The following is a 20026-nucleotide window of genomic DNA, read 5'->3' on the forward strand; positions in this document are numbered from 1 at the left end:
AAACCTGACACTCGAAATGAGCTTGCGAAGTCCCTGGATTCTATCGGCAGCACTGGCGCTGTTGCTGGCCGGGTGCCAGTTGCAGGCCGATGAGCTGCGAAGCACCGCCGCGCCGCGAATGGTAGCCACGCCCGCAGCGGCAGCCACTACCCAGCCGACGCGCGACAGCAGTGCCATGGACCCTGCTACCGACTCGCTGGCCCTCACGCCGCTGCCCTCGTTGCCCAACGTGCCCGATACCCTGCGCCAGGCCATCCGGCAGTTGCACGCTGCCCTCGGCCCCGCCGCCGCCCAGCTGCGTCCCGAAGTGCTGGAGCAAGCCTGCGTGGGCTACCTCACGCTGCACCCCACCGGCCGCATTGAGCGGGCCGGCCTCCTGGCCGTGGCCGACATGGACCTGCCCAACACCACCGAGCGCCTCTGGGTCATCGACCTGCAAAAGGCCCAGGTGCTGCACCGCAGCCTCGTGGCCCACGGCGAAGGCTCCGGCCACCTGCGCGCCCGGCGGTTTTCCAACGAGGAAAAGTCGGCCTGCACCTCCCTGGGCTTCTACCGCACGGCCGGCACCTACGACGGCATCCACGGCTACTCGCGCCGCATCGAGGGGTTGGACAAGGGCCAGAACACCAATGCCTTCGACCGCTACGTGGTGCTGCACGCCGCCGATTACGCCAGCCCGAAATACATTGAGCAGCACGGCCACCTGGGCTACAGCCGCGGCTGCCCGGCCCTGCCGCCCGAGCAGTTCAAGGCCATCATCGCCACCATGCGGGTGGGCAGCCTGATGCTGCTGAGCGGCCCCGGCCTGGCCTCGCGCTGGCTCGACGGTCCGGCCGCCGGGCGGCGCTTTCTCAAGCGCGGCTGGCGGTAAGGCGAGTGCTGAAAATAGCGGTTTGGAATTATTCGGGGGCAATAATGGTTTACAAGTCGCCCTTCAGGGCGAAGCTCTCGTATAAGGTATAGACCCGTTGGCCTTTTGTGGGCCGGGGAGTTGCCTCATTATCAGCTATTCTTTCGCAATCATGAACCAGACCAGCATAGTTCAGCGCAAACGGAAGGTATTGCGGCGCCAGCGCCTCGCACGGCGAGTGCTGCCGTTCCTGGCTTCGTTGTTTTTGGCCACGCCCATGGCGGGCCCCGTAACCAAGTCGATGGCTGGCGGCGCGAGCAGCGAATTGCGCCTGCCCAGAGCCGATTTCTCGCCCCAGGCCCGGTTCGACCAGCAGCTGCACGCTACCTACGCGGCCCTCGGCGCCGCGCAGGAAGGCCTGCGCTACGAAACCTTCGCCAAAGCCATGACCGGCTACCTCAACCTGCGCCAGGCCGGCAAGCTGGCCGAGAACAAGCAGCTGCTGACGGTGGTCGACTTTGACCTGCCCAGCACCGAAAAACGCTTGTGGGTGCTCGATTTGGCCAACAACGAAATCCTGTTCCACACCCTCGTGGCCCACGGCCACAACTCCGGCGAAAACGAAGCCACCAACTTCTCCAACACCGACCAGAGCAACATGAGCAGCCTGGGTTTCTACGCCACGGCCGGCGAGTACACGGGCAAGCACGGCCGCTCGCTGAAGCTGGAAGGCATGGACGAGGGCTTCAACACCAACGCCGAAGCTCGTTCCATCGTGATGCACGGTGCCGACTACGTAAGCGAAGATTTCATTAAGCAAAACGGCCGCCTGGGCCGCAGCCTGGGCTGCCCCGCGCTGCCCATGGACATGAAAGACGCCATCATCGACACGGTAAACGGTGGGACGTGTTTGTTTCTGAACAAGTCGGATGCCGGGTATTCGTCGCAGTACCTGAACCAGGACGTGGCCATTGCAGCGCTGGTATCCGCCACGCCCAATCATACTTCTTAAGCTCCAGGGAGATATTAAGATGAAACGCGAACGGCGCGCTAACTTTGGTTGGCGCGCCGTTCGCGGTTTTGTTCGGGCCTATGCTGAAAAAATACTCGCTTCTGTTTGTACTAATTGGTTTGCTAGCGGTCGGCTGTAGCCGCGAGCGCAAAAGCCAGGAAGCCGCTACCGGTGCCACTGCTCCCGTGGCAGCCGACAGCGTAAGCCGCGCCTCAACACCTTTATCCGCCGTTGTTTCCGCCGATTCGGCCGTCGTCGGTCCCGCCACTCGCCCAGAAGCTGCCAAAGGGGCAGCAGCGCCCGGCGTGCTGCCCGTCCCGCGCACCAAGCGGGGTGCTACGGTATTAACCGATGTGCCCGATGAAACGGCGGACCTAAGCCCAGCCGCAATGGCCGCGGATTCGGCCGCCACGGGTGAGCTGCGACGCTTTCTGCTAACGGGACTGCCCGCCGCGCAACCGTTTACCATCCAGCCCGGGCGCGACACTGTACTGACGGGCGCACAGGGCACCCAACTCCTCATACCGGCCAATATCTGGGACCTGCCAGCGGCTGACAGCAACGCTGTGGTAGAGTTGAGGCTTCAGGAGTTTTATCGCCCGGCCGACATGATATTGGCCGGCCTGAGCACCACGGCCGGGCCGCAATTGCTGGAAACCGGGGGCATGTTGTACCTCACTGCCACGGCCAATGGGCGGCCGGTGGGGCTGCGGCCGGGCGCGTTTGTGCACCTGCGCATGCCCGCCCAAGAGCCAAAACCGGGCATGCGGCTGTTTGCAGGGGTGAAGAAGGGGCCTAACCAAGCCGTCGACTGGCAGGTGCCAGTGCCACAACGCACGCCGCCTCCTCCCAGGCCGGCCGTGGTGGCCGTGGCGAGCCGGCCGGCCAGCCGCAAAGAGCTACGCGCCCGGTGGAATGCGCGGGCCCGAAAATACAAAAAGCGGCGGGTGAAAACGGGCAAGGGGTGGATGGAAGCGACGGAGCCCGAATACGTATCCGGTGAAAAAGGATTTCGCAAATCCCTGGCGGCCACCATTGACTACCCAGACGCCACGCGCGCCCGGTTGCGGCGCGGCCGGCGCATGAGCAAGACCGAGCACACGGCCTTGCGCCTGGCTTCGGAGGAATACAAAGAGCGCATTCTGCGCATCGTGCACGTCAATTTTGACCTCGACTCCACCGGCGCTTCCCATGCCGAAATACCGGCCAGGACCGATGCGGAGTTGGCAAAGTCCATTAGTGCTGCCCTGCAGCAGTTGCCGCCGTGGGAACCGGCCCTGTTCTCGACCGCTGGCGTGACCGACTCTATCACGCCGGGCGAGGCAACGCGCCCGCTGGAGTTCTACTTTGGCGAATCGGGCCGGGTGATAGTGGTGGCGAAAGACTGGGACCTGACCAAGACGGCCCACCAGCGCACCAACCGCTTTGCCCACCAGACGCGCCGCCAATTGCTGGCCAAATACTTCGCCGAGCGCGGCTTCACCGATTCCATGTACGCCGCGCGGCCGCGCTATTACGACTCGTTGCAACAGGTGCGGGCCGCCGCCGATTTGGCCCGGCTGCGTGCCCAGTTTACGGACACTTCCCGGGCGGCCATTACCCAACGCGGGTTCTACAACGAACTCAGCACGCAGGGCCTGGGGTGGATAAACTGCGACCGATACCTGGGGCCCGGTCCGCTCATTACGTACAACGTCAACACCGGCCAGACGGGGGCCGTCGTCACGCTGCTCTTTCGGGGCATTCGGAGCCTGATGGGCGGCGAACAGCTCACGCCGGCCCGGTTCGTATTCAGAAATGTGCCCGTGGGAAACGTGGTGACGGTACTGGCCATGCGCCGGGAAAAAGGCATTACCTACCTCTCGGCCCGCCGCAGCGTGGTGGGCCTTTCCGCGCTGAGTGGCTTTAGCTTTCATCCCGTCACGATGGCTGAGTTGCGGACCGAGCTGGCCCGGCTGAACTAAGCGCCAAGCTACAGCTTCACCCCAAACTTCGCGCCCACGCTTTCCAGGTCCTTCACCACCGCGTCGAGCAGCGGAATGCCGTCGAGCAGCCGATGGGCGGCCATTTCGCGTTCCGGGTCGCCGGGAATGAGGACCTTTTTGCCTTCCACGGCCTGCGCGCTGCGGAAGGTGGAAATCCAATTGTCCATGTGGCCCTTGAACTCGTCGGCGGGCCGAAACGCATCGACGCGCATGGCGCCGAAGAAATGGCCCAGGCCCTGGCCCACGGGGTTGGCCGAAGGCTGCAGGAAGGCCACGAAGGGCGGCACCCAGGGCCCGTAGTTGGCGCCCGAAAGCACGGCCGAAAAAATGTCGACCACCGCGCCGAGGCCGTAGCCTTTGTGCGAGCCCGTTTCGCCGCCCAGCGGCTGCAGCGCCCCGCCGTTCTTCACGGCGTTGGCGTCGGTGGAGGTGCGGCCGGCGGCGTCCTGGGCCCAGCCGGTGGGAATGGGCAGGTTTTTGCGTTGGGCAATTTCCAGCTTGCCGTTGGCCGCGGTGGTGGTGGCCATGTCCAGCACAAAATCGGGCTGCTCGCCGGCGGGCACGGCCACGGCGATGGGGTTGGTGCCCAGTAGCCTGTCCAGCGAGTACGTGGGCGCTACCAGGGGCGAGGCGTTGGTCATGGCCACGCCAATCATGTCGTGGGCCAGGGCCAGCATGGCGTGGTAGCCGGCAATGCCGAAGTGGTTGGAATTTTTCACCGAAACCCAGCCGGTGCCCACTTGCCGGGCCTTTTCGATGGCCACGCGCATGGCCCTTGGGCCCACCACCAGGCCCAGGCCGCCGTCGCCGTCCACCACGGCGGTGCTGGGCGTTTCGTAGGTCACGCCCACGCGGGGCGTGGCGTTGATGCGGCCGGCTTCCCAGAGGCGCACGTAGCCCACCAGCCGGGCCACGCCGTGCGAGTCGATGCCGCGCAAATCGGCCGACAGCAGCGTTTCGGTGGCCAGCGTAGCGTCCGCTTCGGGGCAGCCGATGCTGCGGAAAATGGCTTCGGTGAAGGTGAAAAGCTGGGAGTAGGAGAAGGTGGGCATAAAAGGCGGTGCAGTCGGCAAAAGATGGAAACTGAACGTCATGCCGAGCGCCAGCGAAGCATCTTTACCGCACAAGGCAATCAAATCGAATGAATTAGTGACTGCGGGCAAGATGCTTCGCTGCGCTCGGCATGACGTTCTTTTTATTTAGTAAGAGGGTTAAATGGCCAGCATTTCCGCCAACAAGCCTTCCTTGAGGGCATACGCCGACGTTTGAATGCGCGTGATGCCCGAAACGCCCAGCACGTAATCAATCAGCACGGCGGCCACCACCAGCATGTCGGCCCGCATGGGCAGGATGCCGGGGATGGCCAGGCGCTGCTCGTGGTTGCCGCTGAGCAGGTGGCGGTAGCTTTCCTGGAAGCTGCCCGGGGCCAGCTCAGTGTGGGGCGGCAGCTGCGACTCGGTGCGCAGCTGGCCCAGTTGCATGTCGGCGAGGCTGTCGAAGCTGCCCGAGGCGCCCACCAGGCTCACTGGTCGGTACTGTTGCAGGGCTTCGATGAGCGGCTCCAGCACGGTGCTGAGGTATTGCTGCTCGGCTGCGACGGCCGCGGCGGGAAACACGCCGCTGGGGTCCGGGAAAAACTTGTCCAGCAGGCGCTGGGCGCCGATTTCGAAGCTGCGCTTCCAGAAAATAGTGGCCTGATTGGCGATGATGAACTCGACCGAGCCCCCGCCGATGTCCATAATCAGGTGCGGCTCGGTGCCCAAATCCACCGCCTGGCGCACGCCCTGGCAAATGAGCTCGGCCTCCCGCTCGCCGGGAATGACCTCGACGCGGATGCCGGTTTGCTCGAAGATGTCGCGCACCAAATCCGGCCCGTTGCGGGTGACGCGCATGGCGCTGGTGGCCGTGGCGCGCACTTCTTCCGCCTCGTGCAGCTCAATTTCCTCCTTGAAGCCGGCCAGCGTGTGGAGCGCCCGCGCGTAGGCTGCGGGGGAAATAATGCCCTGGCTGATGCCGCCTTCGCCGAGGCGCACGCCGGCTTTGGTGCGCAGCAGCACGAGCGGCTTTTCGCCGGGTGTGGTGGGCATCTCCACGATGAGCAGGTGGAAGGTGTTGGTGCCCAAATCAATGAGCGCCAGGCGGCGATGGGCGTGCGGCGTGTGCATGTGAGTGTATTTACAAAACGTCTGTCATCCTGAGCATTCTGCGATTAAAGCAGAGACGAAGGACTTTTTCACGTTGGAACGAATGGTTCAGGCGCGAGAAGGTCCTTCGTCTCTGCTTTCGCAGAATGCTCAGGATGACGGACTCAATGAATTAGTTAGCGAAGCGGCAGAACGTGCCCAGCGGCAGCTTGCGCTGGCCGGCGTCGTGCAAATAAATCTCGCCCAGCTCGCGCACGGTCGTTGAGCCGGGAAAAATGGCCGTCGTCAGGTTGTCGAGAATCAGGGCCGAGAAGCCCAGCGAGTACAGGTTCACCACGAAAAAATGGTCCTCCGGGTCGAGGAGCTGCTGGCTGAGCTTGAGCATTTCGTTGAGCTCGTCTTCGAGCTGCCACTTCTCGCCGTTGGGGCCGCGGCCGTAGGCGGGCGGGTCGAGGATGAGGCCCTGGTACTTGCTGCCGCGCTTCACTTCGCGCCGCACGTACTTCATGGCGTCTTCCACCAGCCAGCGCACGCCGTCGAGCTGGCTGGCGTCCATGTTGTCGCGGGCCCAAAAGTTGACCTGCTTCACGGAGTCGAGGTGGGTGACGTCGGCCCCGGCGGCGCGAGCGGCCAGCGTGGCGGCGCCGGTGTAGGCGAAGAGGTTGAGCACGCGCGGCAGCCTGGCGCGGCGCTTTTTGGTCTGGTTGAAGATGAACTGCCAGTTGGGGTCCTGCTCCGGAAACAGGCCCACGTGCTTGAACGACGAGAGGCCGAGGCGGAATTTCAGCCGCAGCCCGTCGGGCCGCTCGTAAGCGATGACCCACTGCTCGGGCATGGTGGGCTTGAGGCGCCACTGGCCTTTTTCGGTGGAGCCGGGGGCGCGGGCGAAGGCGGCATCGGCCTTTTCCCATTCCTTGAGCGGCAGGTGCGGGTCCCAGATGGCCTGCGGCTCGGGCCGGGCCAGCACGTACTTGCCGAAACGCTCCAGCTTCTGAAAGTTGCCGCTGTCGATGAGCTCGTAATCGGGCCAGGGCGAGGTGGTCAGGAAATCGTACATAGAGCCCGCAAAGGTAGGGGCGAGGGGTTTGGGCGAAGTGGCCCGGGCAAGCCTTTTCGCCGGAACGGCCGTAAGCAGAAGCAAGTCATTCGCTGCTTTTCCACCCATCACTCCGTTTCTCATGCCCGAAATTCCCCGCTTGCTCGACCAGCTCCGCCGCGCTTTCGACGGCGACCCGTGGTGCGGCCCGTCGCTGCTCACCAATCTGGAAGGCGTCACCGCTGCCCAAGCGGCTCAGCATCCCATCGAAAATGCCCACAGCATCTGGGAAATGGTGATTCACGTGGCCGGCTGGACAGCCATCGTGCGCCGCCGCCTTGCCGACAACAAGCCGCTGCGGCTTGGAGATGCCGAAGACTGGCCCGCTCTGCCCAACGACTTGAATGAAGCCAGCTGGCAGGCAGCCTTAACCGAACTGCGCACGGCCCAGGAACAGCTGCTGGCTTTCATCAAAACCCTTGGCGAGGCCGAACTGGACCGCACCATCGGCGCCACGTTTGAGCCGCCGCAGGGCGACAGCTACACGGCTTACCAGATGCTGCACGGCGTGGCCCAGCACTACCTCTATCACGCCGGGCAAGTGGTGCTGCTGCGCAAGCTGCTGGGGTAGTTGGTTGCGGCAATCGGGCCCGTGGCTATGCCGGCGTATTTCCGTTCGGTGGCTCCGTTTATGTGGTAACGGGCCGGGTTCATCGAAGCCCGCCTATTTGCCGGGTAGCAGCACACTAGCTTTGCCGGATGCTGCCTGCCAACCGCAAGAAGTTAGCTGCCTTATTCGTTCTCCTGCTGCTGGCCGGGCTGGCCCTGGTGCTGTGGTGGCAGCGCGTGCCCGTGGCGGTGCCGGGCGTGGGCACCATTTTGCCCCACGACACCTACATGCCGCGCCGGGATGCCTTCACGCCGCACCGGGGCCGGATTCTTGACCGCCGCGACTCGCTGCTGGCCTTCACCGGGCCGCGCTACCTGCTCCTGCTGCCGCGCTGGGGCCGGCTCGATTCCACCTGCCTCAACCGCCTGCTGGGCTGGCCCGATAGCGCCTTTGAGTACCGCAGCCGCGACCTGCGCCGCCGCGAGCTGCCCTTTCAGCTCGATATTACCAAAGCTGAATACGACATCCTGCGTCGCCACCAAGGCGAGTGGCCCAAGCTCACGGTGCGCGAGTACACCGCCCGCAACTACAAGGTGCGTGTGGCCGCGCCGGTGCTCGGCTATGCTTACGCGAATGCCCAATCGTTTCTGTACCAGGCGCAACGGCTGGCCCGCGGCCGCTTCTACCGCCTGCGCAACGGCGGCCTGGAAAGCTACTACAACGGCCTGCTGAAAGGTTCTTTCGGCGCCTACCACCCGCTGCTGGACGCCCTGGGCCAGCGCCACGGCACCTGGGCCGCCGATACCATCTACCATCCCGGCCAGGACCTGCACCTCAGCCTCGATACCGAGCTGCAGGCCTACGCCGAGCGCATCATGCGCGAGCGCAAGGGCTACATTGTGGCCCTGGAGCCTGCCACCGGCGAAATCCTGTGCTACGTTTCGGCCCCGACCTACGACCCGGCTGCGCTCACCAACCCCTTGCGCGGCCGCGACCGAAGCGAACTGCTGCTCAACCCCGACCTGCCGCTGCTCAACCGGCCCGCCATGCAGGCCAACCCGCCCGGCTCGGTGTTTAAGCTGGTGAATGCGGCCGTGGCCCTGCAACTGGGCGGCATCACGCCGGACGCCGCGTTTCGCTGCGACCAGTCGCTCATCAACTGCGTGCACGACCACCCCAACGCCCGCAACCTGACCATGGCGCTGAAGTACAGCTGCAACCCTTATTTCTACCGCGTGCTGCAATCCGTGGTCGACCACGTGCCCGATTCGCTGGTGCAGCCCGTCGACACTTGCGCCCAACGCCACCTCAACCTGGCTGCCTGGACGCGGCACGTAAAGTCTTTTGGCCTTGACACCCTGCTGGGCGTGGACTTGCCCCAGGAGCGGCCGGGTTTCATTCCGACGCCGGCGTATTATGACCGCCGCCGCGGCCGTTGCGGCTGGACTTACGGCAGCATTTACTCGCTCAGCATCGGGCAGGGCGAAATCAACCTCACCGGTCTGCAAACGGCCAACATGCTGGCCATCATTGCCAACCGTGGCTGGTACTACACGCCGCATTTCGTGCGCAGCGTGGGCCGCAGCGGCCCGCTGCCCAAGTTTCGGGAACAGCACCGGACCTTGGTCGATAGCGTGCATTTTGCCGCGCTCATTCCGGGCCTGGTGGCGGCCATGAGCCGCAACGGCACCGCCGGTCTGGCCAATCTGGACGATGTGGGCATCGGCGTGGCTGGCAAAACCGGCACCGTGCAAAACGACGAAGGCGACGACCACGCCACCTTCGCCGGCTTTGCCCCGGTCGAAAAGCCGAAAATTGTGGTGGCCGTGTATATCGAAAACGCGGGCTTTGGCGGCCTCTCCGCCGCCCCGTGCGCAGCGTTGATTATGGAAAAATACCTGCGCGGCAAAATCGCCCCGAAGCGTAAGCGCTGGGAAAACTGGCTGCGCTGCGGAGACCTGGCAGAGCAGGGCCATTGAGAAACGGAAAGCCGTGGCGGCAGTTTCTTTGTAGCCCGTCCTGCGGAGCGCAGTCGAAGCACCTCGCGTGCAAGAGTACATGAATACTTCTGCGGTAGAGAGACTTCGACTGCGCTCCGCAGGACGTTCCGTTAAATGAACAGAAGGCACCCAGCCATGCAATTCTATAAATACCAGGGCACCGGCAACGACTTTGTCATCATCGACGACCGCGCCCGCCAATTCGATGAAACTGACCAGGCCCACATTGCCCACCTCTGCCACCGCCGCTTCGGCATCGGGGCCGATGGGTTGATGCTGCTGCGAGAGAGAGAAGGCTACGACTTCGAGATGGTGTACTTCAACGCCGATGGCCGCCCCAGCTCCATGTGCGGCAACGGCGGCCGCTGCCTGGTAGCCTTTGCCCGGTTCCTTGGTGTCATTCAGGACCAGGCCCATTTCCTGGCCGTAGACGGCCCGCACGACGCCCGCGTGGAACCCAATGGCACCGTGCGCCTGCGCATGATAGACGTGGCCGCGCCGCAGGAAACCGAAGTAGGGGAGGAGGGCGACGTGTTTCTGCACACCGGCTCGCCCCACCACGTCCACTTCCTCGACCCCACCGAACACCCGAACCTGGCCGAGTTCAACGTCTTCGCCGCCGGTCATGATATCCGCTACGACCAGGCCTACGACCCCGCCGGCACCAACGTCAACTTCGTGGAAGTGCCCGCCGACCCTGCCCTGCCCTGGCCCGTGCGCACTTACGAGCGTGGCGTGGAAGACGAAACCTTCTCCTGCGGCACCGGCGTGACGGCCGTGGCGCTGGCCGCCTCGCAGCGGGGGGCCGTGTCGCCGGTGCGCCTGCGCACGCCGGGCGGCGAGCTGGAAGTGTCGTTTGAGCAGCGGCCGGATGGCGGCTTCACCAACGTGTGGCTGAGCGGGCCGGCGGTGCAGGTGTTCAGCGGGGAAATGGAGTAGGAGAGCGGAATAGAAAAGAACGAACCCGAACGTCATGCAGAGCGGAGCGAAGCATCTTTACCGCACAACGCAATCAGTTAGTGGTGGCGGTAAAGATGCTTCGCTCCGCTCCGCTCTGCATGACGTTCTTGTAATCCAGCATCCCCGTTACCACCCATGGTCCACCTCCGCGCCCTCGAACCCGACGACCTCGACTTTCTCTACACCCTGGAGAATGACCGGGACATCTGGGGCGTCTCGGATACGCTGGCTCCCTTGTCGCGCCAGGCGCTGCGTGAGTACCTCACCCATGCCACTACGGATATATACGTAGTGCGGCAGTTGCGGCAGGTGGTTACTACTGAAATTAGCGGCGTTGCGGTGGGCGTGGTCGACCTCTTTGAGTACGACGCACTGCACCAGCGGGCCGGCGTGGGCATCACCATTCTGGCCAGCGAGCGGCGCCACGGCTACGCCCGGCAGGCCCTCGAACTGCTCAAGGAATACGCCCGCGACGTACTGCGGCTGCACCAAATCTATGCTACCGTTGGGGCTACTAATTTGGCCAGTATGAGGCTGTTTCGTGCGGCGGGGTTCCGGCGGGTGGGCACGCGGCGGGCGTGGCTGCGCACGGCCAGCGGCTGGCAAGATGCCGTGGAGTGGCAGTACCTGCTAAGTCACCAAACCAGCGCCTAAGCACCGGGTTGTTCGGATATATGCCGGTTGCTATTGTTGCTGATGAAATATTTAGCCGACTAAGCTGAACCATATCCTTCCGCCGGGCGGTCCCGTATACGTTGGCAAGCGCCCCGGCCGCTCTATCCCGCTGTTATTCCGGCCCGGCGCGAAACCCAATCTTCCTGCTTTCTTCATGCCCCCTTCATCGACGGTGGAAGCGCCTTTGCGTGCCTCCGCCACCGCTGCCCGGCCCAGCGCATCAGCCGCCGAAACTTCTGCTCCCTACGCCTTGCCCGACCTCGTCTGCTTTGCGCATTTGCATTGGGACTTTGTGTGGCAGCGGCCCCAGCATTTGCTTTCCCGCTTTGCCCAGCACGGCCGGGTGTTTTACGTGGAAGATGCCTTTTACCACAACGACGACCTCATTGAGCCGCACGTTGAAATCAAAGAGCGGCAAAATGAATTGAAAGTGGTGGTGGTGCATTTGCCCCAGCGCCTGCGCCAGGACGAAAACGCCGCCGACCAAGCCCAGTTTGAAGTTTTAAGCCAGTTTTTTAACGAGCAAGCTCTTACAAAATACGTTTTTTGGTACTACACGCCCATGGCTTTGGGCAAGTCGCGTCACTTCCAGCCCGTGCTCACCGTGTACGATTGCATGGACGAATTGGCTGCGTTCAAATTCGCTCCGCCGGAGCTGAAAAAGCGCGAGCAGGAGCTTTTCCAGAAAGCCGACCTCGTGTTCACCGGCGGCCATACGCTCTACGAAGCCAAACGCGAGCAGCACCCCGATGCCCACGCCTTCCCCAGCAGCATCGACAAGGACCACTTCGGCCAGGCCCGTGGCCCGCTGGCCGAGCCCGCCGACCAGGCCGGCATTGCGCACCCGCGCATCGGTTTCTTCGGCGTGGTGGACGAGCGGCTGGACATCGAGCTGCTGCGTGAATTGTCGCAGCAGCACCCGGAGTGGCAATTCGTCATCATCGGCCCCGTGGTGAAGATTGACCCGGCCGTTTTGCCCCGCACGCCCAACGTCCATTACCTCGGCGGTAAGGACTACAAGGAACTGCCTTCCTATTTGAAAGGTTGGGATGTAGCCACGCTGCTATTTGCCGATAACGAGAGCACCAAGTTTATCTCGCCGACCAAAACTCCAGAATATCTGGCCGCCGGCAACCCCGTAGTAAGCACCCCAATTCGCGACGTGGTGCGCCCCTACGGCGATTTGAACCTCGTTCAGATTGCCGACAACGCCGCCGATTTCGGCAAGGCCATCTCAACGGCCCTCACCCAGCGCGACGACGCCGACTGGCGCCAGCGCACCGACGCTTACCTGGCCACCATCTCCTGGGACCAAACCTGGCAGGCCATGGTGGACCTCATGCAGCAGCGCCTCGCCGCCAAAACGCCCGACGCGGCCACCACGACTCAGGCCAGCGCGCCGCAGGTCGAAACCAAAGTGTCGGAAGTGACACTGCCGCCGGCCCAGGCCAACTAATTCTTTTGCCTTCTATTCAAGCAGTCCCTTCTAAACAAACTTCCATACCCTACGCACCATGTTCGATTACCTCATCGTTGGGGCCGGTTTTGCCGGCAGCGTGCTCGCCGAACGGCTGGCCACCCGCAGCAATAAGAAGGTCCTCATCATCGACAAGCGCAGCCACATTGCGGGCAATGCTTACGACCATTACAACGAGGACGGCATCCTGGTGCACAAGTACGGCCCGCACATTTTCCACACCAACTCGAAGGACGTGTTCGACTACCTCGGCAACTTCACCGAGTGGCGCCCCTACGAGCACCGCGTGCTGGCCTCCGTCGACGGCCAAATGGTGCCGATGCCCATCAACCTCGACACCATCAACAAGCTCTACGGCCTGAACCTGACCAGCTTCGAAGTAGAACAGTTCTTCGAGTCGATGGCCGAGAAAGTGGACGTCATCAAAACGTCGGAAGACGTGGTGGTGAGCAAAGTCGGCCGCGAGCTCTACAACAAATTCTTCAAGAACTACACCAACAAGCAGTGGGGCCTCGACCCCTCGCAGCTCGACAAATCGGTGACCTCGCGCGTGCCTACCCGCACCAACCGCGACGACCGGTACTTCACCGACACTTACCAGGCCATGCCCCTGCACGGCTACACCCGGATGTTTGAGAAAATGCTCGACCACCCCAACATCAAGGTGATGCTGAACACCGATTACCACGAGGTAATCGACTTCATTCCCTACAAGGAAATCATCTTCACCGGCCCGGTAGACGAGTATTTTGACTACAAATTCGGCAAGCTGCCCTACCGCTCGCTCGAATTCAAGCACGAGACGCTGAACAAGGAAAAGCACCTGGCCGCGCCCGTGGTGAACTACCCCAACGAGCACCCCTACACCCGCATCACGGAGTTCAAGGCCCTCACCGGCCAGGACCACCCCAAAACGGCCATTGTGTACGAGTACCCGCAGGCCGAAGGCGACCCGTACTACCCCATTCCGATGCCGGAAAACGCCGAGCTGTACAACAAGTACAAGAAGCTGGCCGATGAAACGCCCAACGTGCACTTCGTGGGCCGCCTCGCCACCTACAAGTACTACAACATGGACCAGGTAGTGGCCCAGGCCCTGACGCTCTACAAGAAGCTGACGGAAAAGGAAAACGCCGCCAAGCCCGCCCGCCCGGCCATTTCGGGCAGCACCGCCCTGGTGGAGAAACTGGTGAGCCGCTCGCCCAAGCAAGAGTAACAAAACCGCATTTCTAAGTTCAGCTGCCACCCCGCACGCACGTGTTGGGGTGGCAGTTTGATTTAAAGCCTGGACCAAGCTCAGCGCTACTCCGGGCCATTGTTCTACCTATTCCCGCAGCTATGAACCAATCAGAACTAGAACTTTGGGGCGGCGTCGAGTGCAGCCACTGCCGCGTGGGCGACCATTACTCGGACCAGATGACGCGCAGCGGCCACCGCCACCGCGTTTCTGACCTGGACGCGCTGGCCGAGTTGGGACTGAAAACCCTGCGCTACCCCGTGCTCTGGGAGCATACCTGCCCCGACAACCCCGATACCTGCGACTGGACCTGGGCCGACGAGCGTCTGCCCCGCCTGCGCGAGCTCGGCATCAACCCCATCATCGGGCTGGTGCACCACGGCAGCGGCCCGCGCTACACCGCCCTGCACGAGGACAATTTTGCAGAAGGCCTGGCCCGCCACGCCGGCAACGTGGCCCGGCGCTACCCCTGGCTCACCCACTTCACGCCCGTGAACGAACCGCTGACCACCGCCCGCTTCAGCACCCTCTACGGCCACTGGTACCCCCACACCACTGATGACCGCACTTTCGTGCGCGCCCTGCTCAACCAGCTCGATGCCACGCGCCAAGCCATGCGGGCTATTCGGGAAGTCATCCCGTATGCCCAACTGGTGCAAACGGAGGATTTGGCTCAGATTCACAGCACGCCCGCTATGCGCTACCAGGCTGATTTTGAGAATCATCGGCGCTGGCTCAGCTTCGATATTTTATGCGGCAAAGTCACGCCTGCGCACTTTTTCTGGAACTACCTGACCGAAAACGGGGCCACCGAGGAAGAGCTGCAAGAATGGGTAGCCAACCCTTGCCCGCCCGACGTGCTGGGTTTGAACCACTACCTCACCAGCGAGCGGTTTCTGGACGAGGCCGTAGAAAACTACTGGCCCTGCCACGGCGCCGACAACACCCGCCAACGCTACGCCGACGTGGAGGCCGTGCGCGTGAGCCGCGTGCAGCTGGCTGGTGTCACGAGCCTGCTCCTGCAGGCCTGGCAGCGCTACAACATTCCCGCAGCCATCACCGAAGCCCACCTCAACTGCACCCGCGAGGAACAGGTGCGCTGGCTGCAATACGTGTGGGAATCGGCCCAGGCTGCCCGCGAGCAGGGCGCCGACGTGCGTGCCGTCACGGTGTGGTCGGTGTTTGGGGCCTACGATTGGGTGAATCTGCTCACCCGCGACGCGGGCCACTACGAAACCGGTGTGTTTGACGTGCGCAGCGGGCAATTGCGGCCCACGCTGCTGGCCAAACAGGTGCGTGCCCTCGCCCACGGCCAGCCCTTCAGCCACCCCGTGCTGCAAAGCCTGGGCTGGTGGCAACGGCCCGTTCGCTTGCAATTCCAGCCCAGTACCGCCCCCGATAAATCCATCGAGCCCCGCCGCATGAAACTCCAGAAAGCCGTGCGCTCAGCCGCCAAAGAAAAACTGAAGTATGCGGCCTGATTTCGTTCCCGCCCACATCGCCGACCAGGATATCCGGCCCTTGCTCATTGCCGGTGCGCACGGCACGTTGGGCCGCGCCTTTGGCCGCATTTGCCACACCCGGGGCCTCGTGGTGGCGGAATTGGGCCGTGCCGGGCTGGACATAACCAGCCTGGTCAGCGTTGAGAAAACCCTCGATGCCTTGCGCCCCTGGGCCGTGGTGAATGCCGCCGGCTACGTGCGCGTCGACGAAGCCGAAAGCAACGCCGGCGACTGCTTCCGCGAGAATGCCACCGGCCCCTCCGTGCTGGCCACCGCCTGCGCCGCGCGGAATTTGCCCTTTCTCACTTTCTCTTCGGACTTGGTATTTGATGGGCAACAAGATGAGCCCTACGTGGAATCATCAAAGGCAAATCCGTTGAACGTGTACGGCCGCAGTAAGCTGGCCGCCGAGCAGCGCGTGTTGGCCGTGCACCCGCAGGCACTGGTGGTGCGCACCAGCGCCTTTTTCAGCGCCTGGGATGAGTTCAACTTCGTGCATTTCGCCTTGCAGGCCGCGCGCTCCGGCCAGGATTTTGAGGCGGCTGATGATGTCCGCATCTCGCCGACTTACGTGCCCGATTTGGTTAATGCGTCGCTCGATTTGCTGCTGGATGAAGCTAACGGCATCTGGCACGTGACTAACGACGGTGCCTGCACCTGGGCCGAGCTGGCCCATATGGCCGCCGAGCACGCCGGGCGCTCGCCCGATTTTGTGGTGCCGCGGCCGATGGCGGATTTTGGTTTGCCCGCTGCCAGGCCCTTGCAAAGCGTGCTGGTGAGTGAGCGAGGTATGGTGCTGCCTTCGCTGGAAGATGCCTTGGGCCGCTGCGTAGGCGAACTGGAGCGGTACTTTGCCTAGCCGGCGTAGTAGCGCGGACTTTGTAGTCCGCGTTCCCGCGCCGTTTGGTGGTCGTTCGGGTTTTCGCCGGCGACGCGGACTACAAAGTCCGCGTTACTGCGCGCGGTCCGTGCTGCCAGCATGGCACAATTTCCTTTTTGGGACGGTTTTAGCGGAAGGCTCCGTAAATTTGGGGTGCGCCACGGCGCTACTCGCTAAAAAACTACCTGATGTTTGAATTCCTAGGCAAGACCGTCGCCAAAATATTTGGCTCCAAGTCGGAGCGCGATTTAAAGGAAATCGTGCCCTACGTGGCGCTGATTAATGCCGAATATGCCAAACTGGCCGGCTTGACCGACGACCAGTTGCGTGAGCAGACCGATGTGGTGCGAGCCCGCATTGCCGAGCGCCTCGCCGGCATTGATGGGCAGATTGCCGGTTTGCACCAGCAAATCGACTCCCAGCCCCAGCTCGACGTGGCCGTGAAAGAAGGCCTGTTTGAGCAGATTGACGCGCTGGAAAAGCAGCGCAACAAAGACCTCGAAGCCGTGCTGCTGGAGGTGCTGCCCAACGCCTTCGCCATCGTGAAGGAAACCGCCCGCCGCTACAAGGAAAACGGCCAGCTGGTGGTAACCGCCAACGCCCGCGACCGTGAATACGCCGCCACGCACCCCAACTGCGTGATTGAAGGCGACCAGGCCACCTGGTACAACAAGTGGACCGCGGCCGGTGCCGAAATCACCTGGGACATGGTGCACTACGACGTGCAGCTCATCGGCGGCGTGGTGCTGCACCAGGGCAAAATTGCCGAAATGGCCACGGGTGAGGGCAAAACGCTGGTTTCGACCCTGCCGTCGTTCCTGAATGCGCTGTCGAAGCGTGGGGTGCACTTGGTTACCGTCAACGATTACCTGGCCAAGCGAGACTCCGAGTGGAACGCGCCGCTATTTGAGTTCCACGGCATCACCGTGGATTGCATTGATAAACACCAGCCGAATACGCCGGAGCGCCGCGCTGCGTATCAAGCCGACATCACCTACGGCACCAACAACGAATTCGGCTTCGACTACCTGCGCGACAACATGGCGCGCGACCCCGAGGAGCTGGTGCAGCGCAAGCACCACTTCGCCATGGTCGACGAAGTGGACTCCGTGCTGATTGACGATGCGCGCACGCCGCTCATCATCTCCGGTCCGGTGCCCCGCGGCGACGTGCACGAGTTCTACCAGCTCAAGCCGCGCATTCAGCGCCTGGTGGACGAGCAGAAGAAAGTGGTGCAGAACTACCTCGTGCAGGCCCGCAAGCTCATCGCCGAAGGCAAAACTGGCGTGGAAGAAGGCGACAAAAACGGCGAGGGCGGCCTCATGCTGTTCCGCGCCCACCGTGGCCTGCCCAAGAGCAAGCCGCTCATCAAGTACCTCTCCGAGCCCGGCATCCGGGCGGTGCTGCAGGCCACCGAAAACCATTACCTGGCCGATAACTCGCGCCAGATGCCCAAGGCCGACGAGCCGCTGTTCTTCACCATTGACGAGAAGAACAACCAGATTGAATTGACCGAGAAAGGCATTGACTTGATTACGGCCCAGGGCGAAGACCCCAAGCTGTTCATCATGCCCGACATCGGGGCAGCCGTGGCTGATATCGAGAAAAACACCGCTCTTTCGGCCGAAGAGAAGCTTGCTCAGAAGGAGAAGCTGATGAGCGACTACAACGAGAAGAGCGAGCGGGTGCACACCGTGAACCAACTCCTGAAAGCCTATACGCTCTTCGAGAAGGACGACCAGTACATCCTGACCGAGGACGGCAAGGTGAAAATCGTGGACGAGCAAACCGGCCGCGTGATGGAAGGCCGCCGCTATTCCGACGGCCTGCACCAGGCCATCGAGGCCAAGGAAAACGTGCGCGTAGAAGACGCCACCCAGACCTACGCCACGGTGACGCTGCAGAACTACTTCCGCATGTACCACAAGCTGTGCGGCATGACCGGCACGGCCGAAACCGAAGCCGGCGAGTTCTGGGAAATCTACAAGCTCGACGTGGTGGTGATTCCGACCAACCGCCCCATTTCGCGCAAAGACTCCGACGACCAGGTGTACAAGACGGTGCGCGAGAAATACAACGCCGTGGCCCTGGAAATCCAGAAGCTGGTGGAAGCCGGCCGCCCGGTGCTGGTGGGTACCACTTCGGTAGAAATCTCTGAGTTGATGTCGCGCATGCTGAAGCTGCGCGGCATCCAGCACCAGGTATTGAACGCCAAGCAGAACCAGCGCGAGGCTGAAATTGTGGCCGCCGCCGGTTTCCCCGGCACCGTGACCATTGCCACCAACATGGCCGGCCGCGGTACCGACATCAAGCTGCGCGAGACCTCGCGTGAGGCGGGCGGCCTGGCCATCATCGGCACGGAGCGCCACGAAAGCCGCCGCGTCGACCGCCAGTTGCGCGGCCGTGCCGGCCGCCAGGGCGACCCGGGCACCTCGCAGTTCTTCGTGAGCCTGGAGGACAACCTGATGCGCCTGTTCGGCTCCGACCGGATTGCGAAGCTGATGGACCGTATGGGCATGGAAGAGGGCGAAGTAATTCAGCATTCGATGATTACCAACTCCATTGAGCGCGCCCAGAAGAAGGTGGAGGAAAACAACTTCGGCACGCGCAAGCGCCTGCTGGAGTACGACGACGTGATGAACGCCCAGCGCGAGGTGGTGTACAAGCGCCGCCGCAACGCCCTGTTCGGCGACCGCATGGAAGTCGACATCCTCAACATGATTTACGACGTGAGCGAGGACATCGCCAGCGGCCACAAAATCACGGGCGACTTCGAGGATTTCAAGCTGAACGTCATCAAGGTATTCGGCTATGACACCTTCCTGACCCAACAAGACCTGACGGGTTTGCCGCTGCCGCAGCTCACCCAGAAGCTGTACGACGAAGCCCTGGGCTACTTCCAGAGCAAGAACGAGCACATTGCCAGCAATGCCATGCCGCTCATCAACGACCTGCTGAGCCAGAACGCGCCCTACGAGAACCTCGCCGTGCCCTTCACCGACGGCAAGAAGCAGGTGCAGGCCATTGCCAACCTGAAGCGTGCCCAGGCCACCGGCGGCCACGACATCCTCCGTCAGATGGAAAAAGTGGTGGTGCTGAGCGTAATTGACACGGCCTGGACCCAACATTTGCGCCAGATGGACGACCTGAAGCAGGTGGTGCAAAACGCGGTGTACGAGCAGAAGGACCCGCTTTTGGTGTATAAATTCGAGAGCTTCGAGCTCTTCAAGCGCATGATTGGCAAGGTGAACGAGGAGACGACCAGCTTCCTCTTCCACGCCGACGTGCCGGTGCAGCAAAGCATGGTGGGCACCAACGAAGAGCCCGATTACTACCTCGAAGACGAGGAGCAGCACACCAATTTCACCGTCGAGCACGAGTCGATGCTCGACACGCCCGGCGCCGGGCCCGAAGACATGGGCCCCGCCGACGTGCCCGCCGTGAAGCAAACCCCCGTGCGCAGCCAGAAGGTGGCCAACCGCAACGACAAGGTGAACGTGCAGTACATGGACGGCACCATCAAGCGCGACGTGAAGTACAAAGCCGTGGAGCAGGACGTGGAAAGCGGCCGCGCCGTGCTGGTGGACTAAGCGTCTGGTTTATTATTGGAAATGGGAACGCCCCGGCCGGTTGGTCGGGGCGTTTTTGATTTTGCGTG

The 20026-nt window shown here is 62.7% G+C and carries 15 protein-coding genes; 12 read left to right on the forward strand and 3 right to left on the reverse strand.

Features of this window, described 5'->3' with window-relative positions; translation table 11 throughout:
• Positions 1-16 precede the first annotated feature (16 nt).
• The 3 genes from I2H31_RS00495 to I2H31_RS00505 all read left to right on the forward strand — a co-directional run bounded on the left by I2H31_RS00495 (position 17) and on the right by I2H31_RS00505 (position 3826).
• On the forward strand, positions 17-871 hold the full coding sequence (locus I2H31_RS00495) for a murein L,D-transpeptidase catalytic domain family protein (protein WP_196291036.1): 855 nt from the start codon (positions 17-19) through the stop codon (positions 869-871).
• 217 nt (positions 872-1088) lie between these two features.
• Positions 1089-1862 carry a murein L,D-transpeptidase catalytic domain family protein gene (locus tag I2H31_RS00500; RefSeq protein WP_317192151.1) on the forward strand — a complete coding sequence of 258 codons (774 nt, stop codon included), beginning with the start codon at positions 1089-1091 and terminating at the stop codon, positions 1860-1862.
• 389 nt (positions 1863-2251) lie between these two features.
• Entirely contained in the window at positions 2252-3826 is a 1575-nt protein-coding gene (locus I2H31_RS00505; protein ID WP_196291038.1) for a hypothetical protein, read from the forward strand.
• Between the two features lie 8 nt (positions 3827-3834).
• On the opposite strand, the gene I2H31_RS00510 is transcribed toward I2H31_RS00505, so the two are convergent.
• From I2H31_RS00510 to I2H31_RS00520, 3 genes are all read right to left on the reverse strand, one after another.
• Positions 3835-4899: an Ldh family oxidoreductase gene (locus I2H31_RS00510; RefSeq protein WP_196291039.1), complete on the reverse strand. Its 1065-nt coding sequence runs from the start codon at positions 4897-4899 to the stop codon at positions 3835-3837.
• Between the two features lie 159 nt (positions 4900-5058).
• Positions 5059-6012 carry a Ppx/GppA phosphatase family protein gene (locus I2H31_RS00515; RefSeq protein WP_196291040.1) on the reverse strand — a complete coding sequence of 318 codons (954 nt, stop codon included), beginning with the start codon at positions 6010-6012 and terminating at the stop codon, positions 5059-5061.
• Positions 6013-6163: 151 nt separating this feature from the next.
• Complete coding sequence (locus I2H31_RS00520; protein WP_196291041.1) at positions 6164-7048, reverse strand: class I SAM-dependent methyltransferase; 885 nt, start codon at positions 7046-7048, stop codon at positions 6164-6166.
• Positions 7049-7169: 121 nt separating this feature from the next.
• Between I2H31_RS00520 and I2H31_RS00525 the strand changes: the two genes are divergently transcribed.
• The 9 genes from I2H31_RS00525 to secA all read left to right on the forward strand — a co-directional run bounded on the left by I2H31_RS00525 (position 7170) and on the right by secA (position 19958).
• Complete coding sequence (locus I2H31_RS00525) at positions 7170-7658, forward strand: DinB family protein (protein WP_196291042.1); 489 nt, start codon at positions 7170-7172, stop codon at positions 7656-7658.
• Positions 7659-7786: 128 nt separating this feature from the next.
• Positions 7787-9616 (forward strand): peptidoglycan D,D-transpeptidase FtsI family protein, encoded by a 1830-nt coding sequence (locus tag I2H31_RS00530; RefSeq protein WP_196291043.1) that lies wholly within the window; start codon positions 7787-7789, stop codon positions 9614-9616.
• Positions 9617-9772: 156 nt separating this feature from the next.
• A complete protein-coding gene (dapF, locus tag I2H31_RS00535; RefSeq protein WP_196291044.1) occupies positions 9773-10576 on the forward strand; it encodes a diaminopimelate epimerase in 804 nt (267 codons plus the stop codon).
• 156 nt (positions 10577-10732) lie between these two features.
• Positions 10733-11251 (forward strand): GNAT family N-acetyltransferase, encoded by a 519-nt coding sequence (locus I2H31_RS00540; RefSeq protein WP_196291045.1) that lies wholly within the window; start codon positions 10733-10735, stop codon positions 11249-11251.
• Positions 11252-11426: 175 nt separating this feature from the next.
• Entirely contained in the window at positions 11427-12728 is a 1302-nt protein-coding gene (locus I2H31_RS00545) for a glycosyltransferase family 1 protein (protein WP_196291046.1), read from the forward strand.
• 58 nt (positions 12729-12786) lie between these two features.
• Complete coding sequence (gene glf / locus I2H31_RS00550; protein WP_196291047.1) at positions 12787-13965, forward strand: UDP-galactopyranose mutase; 1179 nt, start codon at positions 12787-12789, stop codon at positions 13963-13965.
• Between the two features lie 122 nt (positions 13966-14087).
• Positions 14088-15467 carry a family 1 glycosylhydrolase gene (locus I2H31_RS00555; protein ID WP_196291048.1) on the forward strand — a complete coding sequence of 460 codons (1380 nt, stop codon included), beginning with the start codon at positions 14088-14090 and terminating at the stop codon, positions 15465-15467.
• The gene (locus I2H31_RS00560; protein ID WP_196291049.1) at positions 15457-16347 is read left to right on the forward strand and encodes an SDR family oxidoreductase; all 891 of its coding nucleotides are present in this window, start codon (positions 15457-15459) and stop codon (positions 16345-16347) included. Before I2H31_RS00555 ends, I2H31_RS00560 begins: the two co-directional genes overlap by 11 nt.
• Before the next feature lie 209 nt (positions 16348-16556).
• On the forward strand, positions 16557-19958 hold the full coding sequence (secA, locus tag I2H31_RS00565; RefSeq protein ID WP_196291050.1) for a preprotein translocase subunit SecA: 3402 nt from the start codon (positions 16557-16559) through the stop codon (positions 19956-19958).
• Positions 19959-20026: the final 68 nt, after the last annotated feature.

It is taken from the genome of Hymenobacter ruricola (genome assembly GCF_015694525.1).
Lineage (GTDB): Bacteria > Bacteroidota > Bacteroidia > Cytophagales > Hymenobacteraceae > Hymenobacter > Hymenobacter ruricola.